Source organism: Microbacterium phosphatis (assembly GCF_049177115.1).
In the GTDB taxonomy this organism is placed as follows: Bacteria; Actinomycetota; Actinomycetes; order Actinomycetales; family Microbacteriaceae; genus Microbacterium; species Microbacterium phosphatis.
The window spans coordinates 329,321-345,867 of record NZ_CP185370.1; the positions used below are offsets into that span (position 1 = coordinate 329,321).

The 16,547-nt window shown below is 68.0% G+C and carries 12 protein-coding genes, 1 tRNA gene and 1 pseudogene; 6 read left to right on the forward strand and 8 right to left on the reverse strand.

The genetic code is table 11. From position 1 onward, the window contains the following. The first annotated feature begins 16 nt into the window (after positions 1–16). Positions 17–1,291: an MFS transporter gene (locus tag ACOKGD_RS01565; protein WP_342336334.1), complete on the forward strand. Its 1,275-nt coding sequence runs from the start codon at positions 17–19 to the stop codon at positions 1,289–1,291. After that, the gene (locus ACOKGD_RS01570; RefSeq protein ID WP_342336335.1) at positions 1,288–2,703 is read left to right on the forward strand and encodes a serine hydrolase domain-containing protein; all 1,416 of its coding nucleotides are present in this window, start codon (positions 1,288–1,290) and stop codon (positions 2,701–2,703) included. The genes ACOKGD_RS01565 and ACOKGD_RS01570 overlap by 4 nt, the downstream gene beginning before the upstream one ends. A gap of 1,426 nt (positions 2,704–4,129) precedes the next feature. Here the strand turns inward: ACOKGD_RS01570 and ACOKGD_RS01575 are convergent. The 3 genes from ACOKGD_RS01575 to ACOKGD_RS01585 all read right to left on the reverse strand — a co-directional run bounded on the left by ACOKGD_RS01575 (position 4,130) and on the right by ACOKGD_RS01585 (position 9,400). Beyond that, positions 4,130–5,295, reverse strand: a protein-coding gene (locus ACOKGD_RS01575) for an IS3 family transposase (protein WP_342336336.1) whose coding sequence is annotated in 2 segments (ribosomal slippage) — positions 4,130–5,008 and positions 5,011–5,295 — 1,164 coding nt in all. Because the reading frame shifts where the segments join, the coding sequence is not laid out codon by codon here. A gap of 179 nt (positions 5,296–5,474) precedes the next feature. After that, positions 5,475–6,224 (reverse strand): SDR family NAD(P)-dependent oxidoreductase, encoded by a 750-nt coding sequence (locus ACOKGD_RS01580; protein ID WP_342336338.1) that lies wholly within the window; start codon positions 6,222–6,224, stop codon positions 5,475–5,477. Beyond that, positions 6,221–9,400 carry a glycosyl hydrolase gene (locus tag ACOKGD_RS01585; RefSeq protein WP_421355073.1) on the reverse strand — a complete coding sequence of 1,060 codons (3,180 nt, stop codon included), beginning with the start codon at positions 9,398–9,400 and terminating at the stop codon, positions 6,221–6,223. The genes ACOKGD_RS01580 and ACOKGD_RS01585 overlap by 4 nt, the downstream gene beginning before the upstream one ends. Between ACOKGD_RS01585 and ACOKGD_RS01590 the strand changes: the two genes are divergently transcribed. From ACOKGD_RS01590 to ACOKGD_RS01600, 3 genes and pseudogenes are all read left to right on the forward strand, one after another. Beyond that, entirely contained in the window at positions 9,372–10,628 is a 1,257-nt protein-coding gene (locus tag ACOKGD_RS01590) for an MFS transporter (RefSeq protein ID WP_421355074.1), read from the forward strand. The genes ACOKGD_RS01585 and ACOKGD_RS01590 overlap by 29 nt on opposite strands. A gap of 25 nt (positions 10,629–10,653) precedes the next feature. Next, positions 10,654–11,202, forward strand: a complete 549-nt coding sequence (locus tag ACOKGD_RS01595) for a MarR family winged helix-turn-helix transcriptional regulator (RefSeq protein WP_342336344.1) — start codon at positions 10,654–10,656, stop codon at positions 11,200–11,202. Between the two features lie 384 nt (positions 11,203–11,586). Continuing rightward, positions 11,587–12,837: pseudogene (locus ACOKGD_RS01600) on the forward strand (IS3 family transposase). A gap of 409 nt (positions 12,838–13,246) precedes the next feature. Here ACOKGD_RS01600 and ACOKGD_RS01605 read toward each other — a convergent pair. Together ACOKGD_RS01605 and ACOKGD_RS01610 are read right to left on the reverse strand one after the other, a co-directional pair. Then, positions 13,247–13,320 (reverse strand) — tRNA-Gly (locus ACOKGD_RS01605). 112 nt (positions 13,321–13,432) lie between these two features. Further along, positions 13,433–13,843, reverse strand: coding sequence for a hypothetical protein (locus ACOKGD_RS01610; protein ID WP_342336345.1), 411 nt, complete (start codon positions 13,841–13,843; stop codon positions 13,433–13,435). A gap of 139 nt (positions 13,844–13,982) precedes the next feature. On the opposite strand from ACOKGD_RS01610, the gene dcd reads away from it, so the two are divergent. After that, positions 13,983–14,588: a dCTP deaminase gene (gene dcd / locus ACOKGD_RS01615; RefSeq protein WP_342336346.1), complete on the forward strand. Its 606-nt coding sequence runs from the start codon at positions 13,983–13,985 to the stop codon at positions 14,586–14,588. A 70-nt stretch (positions 14,589–14,658) separates the two neighbouring features. Here dcd and ACOKGD_RS01620 read toward each other — a convergent pair whose 3' ends face one another. The 3 genes from ACOKGD_RS01620 to ACOKGD_RS01630 all read right to left on the reverse strand — a co-directional run bounded on the left by ACOKGD_RS01620 (position 14,659) and on the right by ACOKGD_RS01630 (position 16,460). Further along, positions 14,659–15,543, reverse strand: coding sequence for a glycerophosphodiester phosphodiesterase (locus ACOKGD_RS01620; protein WP_342336348.1), 885 nt, complete (start codon positions 15,541–15,543; stop codon positions 14,659–14,661). Positions 15,544–15,729: 186 nt separating this feature from the next. Then, positions 15,730–16,098, reverse strand: a complete 369-nt coding sequence (locus ACOKGD_RS01625; RefSeq protein ID WP_342336350.1) for a YchJ family protein — start codon at positions 16,096–16,098, stop codon at positions 15,730–15,732. Continuing rightward, positions 16,095–16,460: a TfoX/Sxy family protein gene (locus tag ACOKGD_RS01630; RefSeq protein WP_342336352.1), complete on the reverse strand. Its 366-nt coding sequence runs from the start codon at positions 16,458–16,460 to the stop codon at positions 16,095–16,097. Before ACOKGD_RS01630 ends, ACOKGD_RS01625 begins: the two co-directional genes overlap by 4 nt. Positions 16,461–16,547: the final 87 nt, after the last annotated feature.

A 16,547-nucleotide genomic window follows, 5' to 3' on the forward strand; every position in this document is an offset into this window, starting at 1 on the left:
TCGGTACAGTTATGGCATGACTTCAGTTACAGAGGCGCTGCCCGAGACTCCGGTCTCGTCGCGCCGCGCGTGGTTCATGCTCGTCACCCTCACGATGCTCAGCGTGATCGGGATGACGATCGTCCTCCCCGTGATGCCCTTCGTGGTGCAGCAGTACCTCCCGCAGGGCGACCCGTCGCTTGCCGTGTGGGTGGGCGTGCTCGAGGGCGTCAACGCGCTGTGCGCGTTCCTCGCGGCACCCATCCTCGGCGCGCTGTCGGATCGGGTCGGGCGCCGGCCGATCATCGTCCTGGCCTCGTTCGGAGCGGTCGCCGGCTACCTCGTGTTCGGCATCGGCGGGGCCCTGTGGGTGCTGCTGCTCGGTCGCGTCCTGCAGGGGATCACCGCCGGCGACATGCCGGCGCTGTTCGCCTACGCCGCCGACATCACGCCCCCGAAGGACCGCGCCAAGCGATTCGGCCTGCTCGGCGCCCTCAACGGCATCGGGTTCATGGTGGGCCCCGCACTGGGCGGCCTGCTCGCGGCCATCGACGTGCGTCTTCCCGTGTTCGCGACCGCGGCGGTGGCGCTGATCGTCGCGATCCTGTCGATCTTCCTGCTGCCCGAGTCGCTGAAGCCGCAGAACCGCTCGTCGAAGCTGAGCCTCGCCGAGCTCCACCCGCTCAAGGTCGTGGGCGACGCGTTCCGCCAGCCCGCGCTGCGCGGGATCCTGATCGTGTTCGCGCTGCTGATGATCCCGTTCGCGTTCTTCACCAACAACTTCAGCGTGCTGGCGATCGACACGGTCGGGTGGGATGCGACGCAGGTGGGCCTGCTCGTCTCGGTCATCGGCGTGCTCGACATCGCGGTGCAGGGCGGGCTGCTGGCCCTGCTGCTTCCCCGGATCGGCGAGCGCCGCACGATCCTGATCGGCATCATCGGGCAGGCGGTCGGCATCGCGGCGCTCGTGGTGCTGGCCTCGCTGCTCGCGCAGCCGTGGCTGCTGATCGTCGGGGTGCTGATGCTCGGCGGTGCGCAGGGGCTCACGCAGGCCCCGCTCGACGGCCTCGCCTCGAACGCCGTGGGCGACGACGAGCAGGGGCGCCTCGCGGGCGCGCTGCAGGCGATCGGATCGGGCATCCAGATGATCGCGCCGCTCGCGGCGGGCCTGATGTACGCCGGCATCGCGCACGCCGCGCCGTACGCGCTCGGGCTTGTGTTCGTGGTCGCGGGCGCCGTGGTGTTCGCCCGACTGCCCGCGTTGCGCAACGAGCGCCCGGCGTCCGACGCCTCTGACACAATCGCCGCATGAGCCCGACGCCGCGCCTCCTCCTGCCCCGCACGACCCCCGAGGAGGCCGGCGTCGATCCTGCCGGCATCGGCGACCTCGTCCGCGCGTTCGATGCGGGGGGCGGCACGCACTCGCTGATGATCGTCCGCCATGGCCGCGTGATCGCCGAGCACTGGTGGCACCCGCACGCCGCGGACCAGCCCCACCAGATGTACTCGGTGTCGAAGACGGTCACCGCGATGGCGGTGGGCCTCGCGGTGCACGAGGGTCTGCTCGCCCTCGACGACCGGGTGGTCGACCTCCTGCCGGACGACGTGCCGGCCGAGCCGAGCGCGAACCTGCGGGCGATGACCCTGCGGCACCTGCTCACGATGACCGCGGGCTTCGAGATCGACACGATGAACGCGATCGTCGACGACGACATGCACTGGGCGCGCACGATCCTCGCGGTGCCGGTGGTGCGCGAGCCCGGCACCCGGTTCCTGTACGACACGGGCGTCACCTACCTGCTGTCGGCGATCCTGCATCGCGCGACCGGTGCCCGCCTGCTCGACTGGCTGACCCCGCGGCTGTTCGCGCCGCTCGGCATCGACGGCATCACCTGGCAGCAGTCGTCGCAGGGCATCGACACCGGAGGGTTCGGCCTCACCCTGACGACCGAGCACATGGCGGCCTTCGGGCAGCTGCTGCTGCAGAACGGCCGATGGGGCGATGCCCAGCTCATTCCCGCCGAGTGGATCGCCGACGCCACCGCGCGCCACTCGGATCCGTCGGTCATGGGCTGGGGGATCGAGTCGACGGTCGGGTACGGCTATCAGCTCTGGCACTGCACGAGCGGCGCCTACCGCGCTGACGGGGCCTTCGGGCAGTTCGTGGTGGTCTGGCCGCAGCACGACGCCGTCGTCGTCATCACCAGCGGCCTGCCCTTCGAGACGCAGAACGACCAGCTCGCCCTCACGTGGGAGCACCTGGCGCCCGCGTTCGATCGCGCGCCCCGCGGCGCCGCGGAGCCGATCGGGGCGCTGCGGCTTCCCGTCCCGCGCGGCGCGGCGCGCGGGACGGTAGAGGGCGGGTCGTTCGCCTACGACGGCGGCACGGTCGCGCTCACGCGGCAGGGCGACCTGCTCTCCCTCGAACTTGAAGGGCTGCGCGTCGTCGCGGCGCACGACGCCTGGCACGAGAACGCCGCGCGCGTGCCGATCGACGGGCAGTGGCACCCCCTGCACGGCTCCTACGCCTGGACGGCCGAGCGCACGCTCGAGGTGCGTGGCGTCACCGCCGGAACGCCGTACGCGCGCACCGCGACCCTGACCTTCTCGCCGGACGGGCAGACGGGGGAGGTCGCGGTCGATCAGAACGCGAGCTTCGGGTCGAAGGAGCTGCTGCGGACCACGGCGGTCTCGACGGCCGACGCGGCCGCCGTGCGGGCCTGAGGCCCGGTCGCCCGCTCGCGCCGAACGCCGAACGGCCCCGCTCGTCCGGTCTGGACGGCGGGGCCGTGTCGTGAGGTCCTGATGGATGTGACTTCTCGCGCAAGGTGGCACCGGTGCGCAGCATTCTCTCGCCCGTGGCACTGATGATTCTGCGGAGACCGCACCCGATGGCGCTACGGGCGTTCTCGATCAAATTGACACATTCCCACTAAATATTCCTGGTCAACATTGCTTTCTCCGAACTGATGTAGGTGCGAGCCACGCCTCGCCGCGACTGCGTCGACGCGCACGGGCGTCTCGTTGATCAGACCCAGGCCTTGGCCGCCTTCGTGGCCACGGGACGACCGTGAGAGGCTGCTCCTAAGACACAGCTCCGCCGGAATGAGCGGCGAAGATTGCCCTTATCGGCGATACTCCGCAGGACCCGCTCGCCATGTGCGCGTCGATCGCGTTGGTGTAGCGCCGGTACGTTCCATCTACTGGAGACCCTTTCTCGGTCAAAATGCCAGGGCGCGCCGACATCGGTGGCGCTGCGCTCTGCGCAGGCGGACATCGCGGCCGTGCACGGAGTGCGGGGAGGATCGTCTCCTGCAGCGGGACGGTCGGATGTCGATCCATCAGACTCTTACTGGTGAGCGATGCGCGGAGCCGGAACCTCTCCCGGAGGCCACCAGGCCGCCGCGACGCCAACGACACTGAATTACGCCAAGCCCTGACCGGAGCCGGTTGAAAGACGATCCTGAACGTGAGAAGGCGTACGGCGGTGCCGCGACCACGGGTGGGCGGCGCAAATCGGAATAAGCGAGATGGAACCGATCACCCAATGGGTCGACGGATCTACGCAACCGGCAGCGTGAGGATGGTCAACGGTGGGTCACCAGGCGGGGGCAAGCGCGTAAGCCGGATGCGTGAGCGTTGGTCGCGCCGGACGCGCTATATGTGCGCGAGAGAACGAATCGCTGAACGCTGGGTTTGCGTGGCCTAGGATGGAGGCATTGCTGGCCTCATCCCTAGTGGCGCTCACGCATCGTCGGGGACGTGTGCGGATGCAACGCGCGCAACATCCCGCGAGCGACTTCGTCGGGTGCGCCGAGCTCAGAGATCGGGACCAGCTGTCGACAGGCCGTGGCAGGTCCGGGATGAGCGTTTGGACCAGGTTGTCGATGGGGACTGCCTCGCCGTTGAGGCCGGCGGCGGCGCGGTGTGGCGGCCGTTTGCTCGCCGCGTGGGAGATTCGCCCCGCCCGTGGGAGCTTCGCACGCTAGTCGGCGAGCCGGTTGAGTGGAGCTCCGTCGCTGGGGAAGATCACATTTCTACGGCTGCTGGTTCCGCGAAGTAGAGCTTCGCACCGCCAAGACTCGGTGCACTGCAACTGTGAGCGACCACCGCGAACGGGTCTGCCGCACCCATAGGCGACGGGTTGTAGTCACGCCGCGAGGGCGACGTCGGTGTTCATGATTGCTTCGTACTCGATGGGGGTCAAACCGTGGAGCCGCTTCTGTCGACGGCGTCGGTGATAGGTGCGTTCGATCCAAGTGACGATGGCGATGCGGAGCTGCTCCCGGGTGGCCCAGGTGCGCCGGTTGAGGACGTTCTTCTGCAGCAGACTGAAGAACGATTCCATCGCGGCGTTATCGCCTGCCGCGCCGACTCGTCCCATCGATCCGACCATCCCGTGATGGTGCAGGGCGCGGACCATCTTCCTCGCGCGAAACTGGGACCCTCTGTCCGTGTGGACCACGCAGCCAGCGACATTCCCGCGCCGTGTGACGGCGCTGTTGACGGCGTCGACGGCGAGACGCGCTTTCATCCGGTCGCTGATCGAGTACCCGACGATCCGGTTGCTGAAGACGTCCTTGATGGCGCAGAGGTAGAGCTTGCCTTCACCGGTTTTGTGCTCCGTGATGTCGCTGAGCCAGAGCCGGTTCGGTGCGTCCGCGGTGAACTCCCGGCGCACGAGATCGTCATGCACCGGCGGGCCAGGGCGTCGCCCCTTCCCGCGGCGGCGTTTGCCGAACGCGGACCACCAGCCGTTGTCTCGGCAGATCCGCCATGCGGTCCGCTCGGCCATGACCTCGCCCGCGTCGCGGGCTTCGTCGAGGAGGAACCGGTATCCGAACTCCGGGTCGTCGTGGTGCGCGTCGAACAACGCATTCGCACGGTACGCCGCGACGAGTTCCGCATTGGTGATGGGGTTCGCCAGCCACCGGTAGTAGGGCTGGCGAGCGAGCTTAAGCACCCGGCACGTCACCGCGACGGGAACACCGTCAGCGGCGAGCTCGGTCACGAGCGGGTAGAGCCTTTTCCCGGCAGGTTCGCCTGCGACAGATACGCCGCCGCACGCCGCAGCACCTCGACCTCCTGCTCCAGCAGCCGGATCCGCTTCCGCGCCTCCCGCAGCTCGGCGCCTTCGGACCGCGTCACGCCCGGCTTCGAGCCCTCCTCCACCGCGGCACGCCGCAGCCACTTCGTGAGCGTCATCGGGTGAACACCGAAGTCCGTCGCGATCTGCTCGATGGTCACCCCGGGCTCACGGCCCCGCGCGACGCGCACGACATCATCCCGGAACTCACTCGGATAAGGCTTAGGCACGATGACATCCTTCCAGGGCGCCCTCCCGGGCAACCCAACTCAAATGTCACCTACTGGTGCGGCAGACCCGGAGAACCTGCTGCGTGGTCAGGGGACAGGCGAAGACTTTGTGGCGAGTCCAGCCGCCGCAACAGTTCGACTCCCGCGGGCGGAGCCGAACGGGTAGCTCAGATGCACGGTCAGTCGCTCAGGACGATGCCGCCGTCGAGATGGAAGTGCTGTCCGGTGAACAGCCGCGCTTCGTGACGGCAGAGGTACGACACGAGCCCCACAAGATCGGCGGGAGTGGTGAAGTCCTGCACGATCTGCTGCTGCAGAACCGCATCCATGATCTCCCGGCTGATGCCGGTGCTTGCGAGACCCGGTGTCTGCACGATGCTCGGCGCGATGGCGTTCACGGTGATGCCGTCGGGGCCGAGCTCACGGGCGAGGCCCCGCGTGAGACCGACCACCGCCGCCTTCGACGCGATGTAGTGCACGCCGCCGAGGGGTGCCACATTCGCCACCGATGACGACATGTTGATGATCCGTCCGCGCCCGCTCGCGCGCAGCTGCGGCAGGAACGCCTTGGTTGCGAGGAACATCGAATCCAGGTTCACCCGCATCGTGCGCTGCCACAGCTCATAGTCGACGTCGTCGACCAGAGTCTGCCGCGGGTGAAGTCCGGCATTGTTCACCAGGATCGTGGCTTCGCCGAGCTCCGCCTGCACGCGCGCAGCCGCCGCCGCCAGCTCCTCTGGCGAGGTGACGTCGGCGATCACGCCGATCGCACGTCCTCCGACGGCCGTCACCGCCGCCAGGGTGTCATCAGAGGATGAGAGGTCGAGAGATGCCACGACGGCGCCTTGTCGGGCGAGATGAGTGGCGATCTCCCTCCCGATGCCGCGCGCGGCTCCCGTGATGACGGCAGTGTGGCCGGTGAGAGTCACGACTGCGCTCCCGTCGCGTCGGAAGTCGCCACGCGCTGGAGCTGCACGGGTCCGAGCAGTCCGTGATCCCGAACGGTGACGGGCTGCATGTGCGACTCGCCGGTGAGCAGCGTGCGCACAATATCCAGCATCTCGGCGTAGTAGCCGCGGGCGATGAGACGGTTGTTGAGCGAGCTCGCGACGCGGACCTCGATCCGGTTGTCGCCTGCGCGTACGTGTTCGGTCACATCCACTCGCGGGCGTGAGGTGTCGAAGCCGCGCGGCTCGGCATCGTTGATCCGCATCGAGCCGAGTCCGCCGGCGGTCGAGCCGAGATCGATGATGACGCGCTCCCCTCGACCGGGTACGCGCTCGAGCCGGAACGACGTCGTGTAGTGCCCGACCCCCGACACCTCGCCGCCGACGCCGTCGAGGTCTCGCCAGGATGCGAGAGCACTGCTGCTCGTCGCGAGGGGGGTGATCGTCGTCTGCGGACGGACCTCGCGAGTCTCGTAGCCGAGACCGCGGTCTTCGACGATGAGCTCATCGTCACCGGCGTCCCAGCTCTCGACCGAGATGTCCCAGTCCCCCAGCTCGCCGAGGATCTCGGTGGATTCAGTCAGCCTCTGCGGTGCGGAGGACAGGTCGATCGTCCAGAGCGCCGTCTCGCCGGGCGACAGCCGCGCACGGATGACCGTGTTTCCGTCTTCGACATGCGCATCGGCGTGCGGGTGCACGGTGCCGCTCCACGGATCGATCCGGTGGACCGATCCGCCCCCGGGCAGCCGGAATCCGATCTCGGCGTCCTCGGTCGTCTCGTAGAGGAAGTGGTACGCGTACAGGTGCAGCAGATCGCCGTCCTCCCGCAGATGGGTGAGCACGTGCGGGTCATCTGCGGTGAACTCCGCGCGGCCCCGCACTCCGAGCTCGCGCAGTGCGCCGATCGTGCCGGACGGCTCGTCGACCTCGCGCACGGTCGGAAGCGCGACCAGCTCGGCGATGGCCGCTTCGAGCTCACCGTCCAGCCCGTCCAGCCCCGGGGTGTGGGCGGCCGCGCGCGGGTGGTGGGTGTAGCTGCGCGTCTCGAGCAGGCGCAGCTCTGAGGCGCCGTGCACGAGCAGGATAGGGAGGCCGGCGCGTGCCCAGCCGACCAGATGCCGCGCAACATCCGCATCGAGGCCGGACTGGAACACGATCAGAGCCTGGTAGCCGGGGCCGTTCGGCTGCACCAGTCCGTCACGGAGTTCCACGTCATCGCGCAGCAGCAGCGATCCGTCGAAGAACTCGTATGTCCATCCGGCATCCTGCATGCCGAGGTCCTGCCACCAGTGGTTCTGCCGATCGCGCATCCACATGCGGCCGTAGGCGTCCTCATCCGGTATGCGGTTGCCGTCGTCGTCGAGGAACGCCATGCCCGACGCATTGTCGGTGAAGTGGTCGGTGCGCAGGATGCCGACGTCGATGCGCGGATTCCCCTGACGCAGAACCGCTTGAATGCGGGCGAGCGCCTCGGTCCACTGTGGATAGAACTCAGCCGCGGGCTGACGCTCGTCGAAGCGCTCGGAGAACACCGACAGCATCCCCTCGTGGCCGGGCCATTCCGTCTCACCCTCGGCGCCGGCGGTGCTCGCCCAGCCGTGCATCACGGTCTTGGTGATGCCGGCGGCCAGCTGCGTGGCGATGATCTGGTCGTAAAAGCGGTGGTCGAGCATGTGGTTGCGGGTGGTCGCGCCGGTCTCCGACGAGTACTGCTTGCCGAAGAGATGGGCGGGGCCGGCCAGCAGCCGGTAGGCGTCGATCTGCGAGGCGAACTCGAGCGATTCGTTCTCGATGCCGTCGACCTCCGGCCCCGGGCGGGTCAGTTCGAAGGGAAGCCCGTAGCTGATCTCGGCACGCAGCTCCATACCGTTGGCGTGCAGGAACTCGGCGAATGGACGCAGCATGTTCTCGATGTAGAGATCCGTCAGCGTGCGCACGTAGTCGTGTCGCACCTTCTCGACCGTGAGCCGATGCTGCTCGGTGGGCTGGTGGTGGTAGACGGTCGATGAGGCCATCAGCTGAACGTCGCGGGTGAGGAACGGCAACCAGGGCGCGATATCGTAGCCGCGTCGACGGCGGAACTCACCGGCGACCGAGTGGCCCCAGAACAGGCCGCCCGCTCCGAAGGTCCACAGCTCGAGCGAGTCCATATACATCTGGGTGCGGGGGTTGTCCGCGATCGTGCGGCGCAGCTGCGGTGTCAGCACGACCTCGTCCCAGTAGGCGGTCACCGCGTCCACGCCGTCACGCTCGAGATAGTTGACGGTGTAGTTCACGGACGCCGAGGGCGATGCCGTCTGGCCGGTGCCATGCATCCAGTACGCGAAGATTCGCCAGTCCCCTTCGGGGGCGGTCCATGTCAGTTCGCCGTCGTCCACCTGCGCAGTGAGGTCGATGACCGACTCGACGTCGAGGACGAACCCGCCGTCCGCCTTCTCGGTCAGTACTCGCGCGGCGACGGCGGCGACGAACGACTGAACGGTTGCGTCAGCACGGTGCATCGGCATCCCCTCGGGCACGCGGATCGCTACGAGATCGACCTTCGGGAGGGCGCCCCGCCGTTCGTCGCCGCCGGAGACACGCTCGACGACGACATCGAGCTCCTGGGCGGCAGCGGGGTGATCCGGATCGATCGAGGGAAGATTCGCGTTCGACCAGTTCGTACCCGAGGTGAAGCTGAGCGCCATCCCCCGAGCCGTCGTCTCCTCCGCGATGATCTGGGTGTCGTGCACCCACTCCTCCGATCCCCATCCGTAACGGGCGTGGTCGATCGCGGCCTCGTCCATCGCGAGGAACTCCATCCCGCCGAATCCCAGCCGACGGGCGAGATCGATCTCGTGACGCAGCGTTGCATCGGTGTGCAGGCCTTCGGCAAGCCACCAGCGGATCTCCGGGCGGTACTCGATGCCCGGTGTGCGGATGAGTTGCGCGAGCCTGTCGATTGACATGGTTCTCCTTTGAACGAGGTGTTGGTGAAAGACGAGGTTATCGTTACCATGACGATAGTAATCGTTGTTGCGACGATATCCACACCGTCGTATGGGATGCGACACTCGTTCAAGGGAGAACTCAGTGAATACAACACGGCCGCCTCGCGGACGCTCATGGTGGGTCGCGGTCGTCGCCGGGATGGCGTCGTACATCGACGCCGCCGCCATCGTGAGCACCGGTATAGGCCTCGTGCTCTATCAGCTGGCGTTCGGGCTCACCGATCTTCAGTTCGGAGGCCTGTCCGCGGCGCTCACTCTCGGAGTCGCGGTCGGCGCTCTGGTCGGCGGATGGCTCGGAGATCGATACGGGCGGCGCTCGGTCTTCCTCGTGACGATGGTCATGATCGTCGCCGGATCCGCTCTGCTGGTGTTCTCAAGTTCGTTCGTGCCACTGCTGATCGCGATCGTGCTCGTCGGTCTCGGCACCGGCGCGGACCTGCCCGTCTCGATCGCGACGATCTCGGAGGCGGCGACCGACGCGAACCGCGGCAAGCTCATCGGCTTTTCGCAGCTGCTCTGGTACGGCGGCATCCTGTCCACCGTCGGGCTGTCGACGATCGTGGGCGGGATGGGCGCACTGGGCGGGCAGATCCTGTTCGCGCACTTCGGCGTCGTCGCGCTCATCGTGCTCATCCTGCGAGTGGGCATCCCCGAGTCGGAATCATGGCGTCAGGCCAGGAGGGAGAAGCTCCAGGCCGCTGACACCCTGCGCGCTCGTGCCTCAGGCCTCAAGCACCTCTTCACCGACCGGCGCTATCTCGCGCCGTTCCTCGGCCTGCTCGTCTTCTATGCGCTGGTGAACCTGGCGGCGAACACGAGCGGCCAGTTCGGAACCTACGTCGCGGTGAACGTCGTCGGCATCAGTGTTCAGCTCAACTCGCTCATCACCCTGCTCTCCCTGCCCGCCGGCATCCTGCTCGGCATCTGGTTCATGCGCATCGTCGACGGTCGCCACCGCATGACGTATTACATCGTCGGGGCGATCACCTCGACGGCGGGACTGCTCGTTCCCGCGATCTTCGGCTTCTCGATGGTGACGCTGATCGCCGTCTACATCGGCGCCGCGGTCGGCGGTGCTTTCGCCTTCGAGGCGATCATGAAGGTATGGACCCAGGAGACCTTCCCCACGCTGCTGCGCGGATCCGCACAGGGAGCCATCATCGCGGCGGCGCGCCTGGTGGCCGCAGGCGTGGCTCTCGTCACGCCGATGCTGCTCGGCGCGGCCCAGGTGATGTACGCTGCGCTGGCGCTGCTGGTGGCCATCGGGTATCTCGTGGCGTGGCTCACGTTCCGCAACCGGACGACGGCCGTGTTCGAGGTCGAAGCGGACTCGGTCGATGAGGCGGACGCTGCGCTGGACGCGAGCACGACGCCAGCCGCGAGACCGGTATCCTGACTCCCGGACGTTGAGGGGGCGGCGGATGGCGAGGCAGAAGAACGTGGGTGCGCGTGCGCACCTGCCTGCGTCGGCGTTCGCCGCTCTCGTTCCGGCAGACAGCCTTCCTGCCGCTCTCGCATCCTTCGCGGTGTGGGCGAACTCGACCGCCAATCGGCGTGATCTCATGCGCGATGCCGAGTTCCCGCTCGAGGGAGACATGGCCTCTTTCCTCCTCCTCAACCAGCTGATCTATCGAGGGGCCGCCAGACCGACCGACCTTGCAGACGCGGTCGAGGTGAGCACATCCCACGTCAGCAAGGTCGTCGCTCGTCTCGAAACTGCCGGCCTCGTCCGTCGCGCTCCTGACCCCACAGACCAACGGGCCGTCGTCGTCGGGCTCACCGATCACGGCCGCGAGATCGGCAACCGGCTGCTCGCACGGATCGATGCATACTACGAAGAGCTCTTTCGGACGTGGAGCGAGACCGATCGCGAAGAGCTCTCGAGACTCGTCGTCAAGCTCGCCCACAGTGCGGATGCGGTAGCCCGCCAAGGCCTCTCACGCGCCTCGGGCTACGACTGGTCCGGCTGAGCCCAGTCGCATACCCACCCCATCACCCGGAGACCCCTCGAGCAGAGTGTCACGGTGAACGCTGCGGGTCGTACTTGCGCAGCGTGAGCTCCGATGCCCCCGAACCAATGGATCGTCAGATCACGTCAGAGGCGAAGGCCCCGGAGTCGTGCGACGTTAGTGTCCCCGGTGAAAGCAGAGACATGAGCATCCCCACGGATATGGACGAAGCCTGCGAGGGCGCGTCCATCCCGGGTAGCCGCCCAGATGAGGCCAATCTGCCCGGGTCGACCGTTCACTGATTGCCAACGAGTTCACGACCAATAACTCCCGCCTCCAGTTCTTCAAACCCCGTGACTCGCCCCGGCGCGTCCGGCGACAGGATTCCTTGGAAGGATCTGTCTCATGGGACGTCCCAGCAAGTATCCGCGCGAGCTTCGTGAGCGCGCCGTCCGCATGGTCGCCGAGCTGCGGCCCGACTATCCGAGCGAGTACGCGGCGACGACCGCGACCGCACAGATGCTCGGCATCGGTTCGCCAGAAACGATCCGGACCTGGATCCGCCGCAATCAGGTCGACGCCGGTGAACGCCCCGGTGTCACCACCGAAGCGGCGGAGGAGATCAAGCGGCTCAAGCGGGAGAACGCCGAGCTTCGGCGGGCGAACGAAATCCTGAAGGCGGCCTCGGCTTTCTTCGCGGCCGAACTCGACCGGCCACTGAAGCGATAGTCGACTTCATCAACGCGCACCGGGACCGGTCCGATGGCGGGCTGCGGTGGGGTGTCGAGTCGATCTGCGACGTGCTGACCCAGCACGGCGTGAAGATCGCCCCATCGACCTACTACGACGCCAGAGACCGTGGCCCTTCGCCGAGGGAGGTGTCGGATGAGCGGTGGAAGCAGATCATCCTCACCACCTGGCAGGCGCATCGCCGGGTGCTCGGGGCGGAAGCTCTGGCTCCGGTTGCGGCGCGACGGGCACGACATCGCCCGGTGCACGGTCGAACGTCTCATGCGCGACCTCGGCATCGCCGGCGTCGTCCGCGGGAAACGCAAGCGCCCGGTCGACACGGATCTGCGGGAGACCAGACCGGCCGACCTCGTCGACCGGCACTTCGCCAGGTTCCGCACCGATCAGCTCTGGGTGGCCGACTTCACCTACGTGTGGACATGGTCCGGATGGGTTTACGTTGCGTTCGTGTTCGACGCGCACTCCCGCCGCGTCCTCGGCTGGCGCGCCGCTACCAGCATGACCACACCGCTCGTGCTCGACTGCCTCGACATGGCGCTCTGGACCCGCCGCCGCGAGGGCGCCGTCGGGTTCGCCGGGCTCACGCACCACACCGACGCAGGTAGCGTCTACACGTCGATCTCGTTCACCGACCGGCTCGTCGACGAAGGCATCGACCCCTCCGTCGGATCCGTCGGTGACGCCTACGACAACTCGCTCGCGGAGTCGCAGATCGGGCTCTACAAGTCCGAACTGATCCACCACGACGGGCCCTGGCGTGACGTGGACCAGGTCGAAGCAGCGACCGCATCCTGGGTGCTGTGGTTCAACACCCACCGCACCCACGGCTCCATCGACGACCTCACCCCGCTCGAGGTCGAGCAACTCGACTACGCTCGCATCGAACCGGTCACCAGAGCCGGCTGACACCAGCAAATAGCTCTCCGGACATGCCGGGGCGAGTCACTGCTCATTCATCGAGTCTCGGCCGCGTTCGCGCACCAGACGCGAGTAGAACGGGTTAGTCGCGACCGAGCTCGGAGCTTCCATAACTGGATGCTAGTGCGCCGCGACACATGTCCAGTGAAAGCATGTACGCCTCCGTCCGCGCACGTGGTACGCGGGATGAACGCTCGTGCGCTTCGCAGACCGGCGCGGCCTCGGATCCTCGCGGCTTCACACATGTCGTGGACCCCGAGAGATCTCGTTGGAGTCGAGCCTCGTGATCTCCTCCGGGCCCGTCCGCACGACGCCCGAGGCTATGCCCGAGCCTCAGCCAGCACCTGACGAGTGTCACTTAGTTCGAGAAAGTGACACCTTGCGCGAGAAGTCACAATGGAGGGGCCGACGGGAATCGAACCCGCGCTATCTGCTTGGGAAGCAGAAGTTCTGCCATTGAACTACGGCCCCGTACGTGCCGGAGCACGTGTCGGACAGCCTAACAGGATCGGATCCGCACCCTCACGCGAACGTGACGATGCGGATCCGATCGTGTCGCGGCGACGGCGGCCGCGGTCGGCGCTCAGCGCTTCTTCGAGCCGCCCGTCAGCGCCCGGGTGATGCGGTTCAGCACCATCAGAGCGCCCACGGCGATGCCGGCGGCGACCCACGGCTTGCGCTTCGCGAACGTCTTGACGTCGGTGAGCATGGCGTCGGGGTCGCGCTTCGCGACCCACTCCGAGGCGTGCGCGAGGCCCTCCGAGGCCTTCTCGGCCAGGTCTCCGACGACGCCCTCGTTCTCGCCCAGCGACCCGAGCTTGTCACCGGCGGTGCGGAGCCCGTCGGCGACGGCGTTCTGGGCCGTGCCGGCCTTGGACGTCATGCTCTGCTCGGCCTGCGTGGCGGCCTCCGTGGCGCGCTGCTTGGCGTCCTCCACGGCCGCCGCGGCGGCCTTCTTCGTCTCCTCGACCTGCGGGGTCTGATCCTGCGACATGCGCGTCTCCTCTCGACGTGGCTCAGCGATGTGGCTCACCTCCGATCGAACACCGTCGAGAGGGCCGCTCGCCTCCCGCTTGACGGCGGCCGCCCGGGTGTGCCAATGGCGGCGCGGCGCGAGCCTCTAGGCTGGACGCGTGCTGCTCTCGGATCGCGACATCAAGGCTGAGCTCGAATCGGGACGAGTGGGTCTGGACCCGTTCGATCCAGCGATGGTGCAGCCGTCGAGCGTCGACGTGCGACTCGACCGGTACTTCCGGCTGTTCGACAACCACAAGTACCCCTTCATCGACCCCGCCGAGGACCAGCCCGACCTGACGCACCTCGTCGAGGTGCAGCCGGACGAGGCCTTCATCCTGCACCCGGGCGAGTTCGTGCTCGGCTCAACGTACGAGAAGGTCTCGCTGCCCGACGACGTCGCCGCGCGCCTCGAAGGCAAGTCGTCGCTCGGCCGCCTCGGTCTTCTCACGCACTCGACCGCCGGCTTCATCGACCCCGGCTTCACTGGCCACGTCACGCTCGAGCTGTCGAACGTGGCGACCCTGCCGATCAAGCTGTGGCCCGGGATGAAGATCGGCCAGCTCTGCTTCTTCCGCCTCACCTCGCCCGCCGAGAACCCCTACGGGTCCGGCCCCTACGGCAACCGCTACCAGGGCCAGCGCGGCCCGACCGCGTCGCGCTCGTTCCAGAGCTTCCACCGCACCGACGTGTCGGTGACGGAATCCGGCTCGCTCGGGGGCTGACCCCCCCCCGCTCGGGCACACGACGAGGCCCCGGTGACGATCGTCGCCGGGGCCTCGCACGTGAGCCGGATCAGCCGCGGTTGCGTTCGTGGAGCAGCGCCTCGAGCACATCGGGGACGTTGGTGATGATGCCGTCGACGTCCCAGTCGAGCAGGCGCGTCATCGTGGCCACGTCGTTGACCGTCCACACGTTGACGTCGAGCCCGACCGCGTGCACCGCGTCGATGTACGCCTCGGTCGCCTGCCCGGCGCTCGGGTTGATCTGGTCGGCCCACGCGGCATAGGCGGGCAGGTCGGCCACGGCCGGCGCCCCGAGCAGGCCCACGGGGGTCTCAGGCGCGAGCGCCGCGTAGGTCTTCATCGATGCCCAGTTGAAGCTCTGCACCGCGAGGCGCCGGCTCGCCGTCGCCGAGGTCATGTAGCCCGGGGCCGACGCGAAGACGTCGATGACCTTCTGCTCGACGCCGGGATACAGCTCCGGTGACTTGAGCTCCATGATGATGCCCGCGCGACTGGAACGGACCTGCGTGATCATCTCGGCCAGCGTCGGCACGCGCTCGCCCGCGAACTCCGGGCCGAACCACGATCCGGCGTCGAGCTGCTTGATCTCGGCGAGCGTGAAGTCCCGCACGTTCCACGGGGCGCGGTCGGGGAAGACCTCCTCGACGTTCGTGGTGCGCGTCAGCGTGGTGTCGTGGATCAGGATCGCCTCGCCGTCGCGGGTGAGCTGGACGTCGGACTCGATCCAGGTCGCGTGCTGGTCGATGCCGACCTGGAAGGCCGCGAGCGTGTTCTCCGGGGCGTAGCCCATCGCGCCGCGGTGCGCGGTGGTGATGACCGCCACCTTCTCGGGCTGTGCGTCGGATCGATCGGGGGCGGCGACGGCGGGCGTCGCGCCGCCGGCGAGGGCGAGGCCGGCGAGGGCGGCGGCGAAGGCGGTGAGGCGGATGCGCATGGGGAGGTGTTCTCCTGTTCGCGAGGGGAGGTGGACGTGCTCCACGCTCCCGGCCGCGCGTGGCCCGCGGATGACCACGGGCTGACGAGACGGAGACGATATCCCGGTCCGGATGTCGGCGAGGTGACGGCCCCGAGGCCATCCGGTGCCGCCGCGTGTCGTCGGGCTCGGGCGGCCGCTGCCGCCTCAGTCGCGGACGTCGCCGTCGACGTACACCCAGCGACCGCCGCGCTTCTCGAACCGGCTGCGCTCGGCCAGCGCACCGAGACCCTGACGCGTCTCGTAGACGGCGACGAACTCGACCTGGTCGTCCGTCGCCTCCACGATCTCGAGCCCCACCCACGTCAGCCCGTCCTCGAAGTCGAGCGTCTTCGGGCGCGTGCGGGGATGCCAGGTGCGCAGCAGATAGTCGCCGTCGCGCTTCGCATAGGCGCTGTAGCGCGAGCGCATCAGCTCCTCGGGTGTCTCGGCCAGCCGCGCGCCGGTGTGGAGCGCGCCGCAGCACGCCGGGTAGGAGCGCCCGCTGCCGCAGGGGCACGGGTCGAGGAGGCTCACTCGGCGGCCTTCGGGCGCTTCGCCGCGGGCGAGCGCGGCTTCTTGACCTTGGGAGGCAGATCGGCGATCCGGGCGATCGAGGCGCCGATCCATTCGGCGAGCTGCTCGTCGGTCGGGTCCTCCAGCGTGACGAAGCCCTTCATCTGCATCGCCCCCATCTGCAGCGGCAGCGCGCCGCGCGTGAGGGCCTCCTCGAAGCCCTCCCTGCCCACCGGGATCATCAGCGAGCTCTTCGTCACACCGACGTACATGTGCCCGCGCAGCATCCAGGCGATGCCGCCGAACATCTTCATCTCGGTCGCATCCTCGGACTGCGCCGTGTACGCGCGGATCCGATCCGCGAGCTCTTCGCTGTAGGCCACGCGCTCAGACTATGGGCGTTTCGGGCTCGCGAGTCCGTGCATCCGGCGGCCTTCGTCGGCCGCCGCGCAAGACGGAAGCCCGCCCCT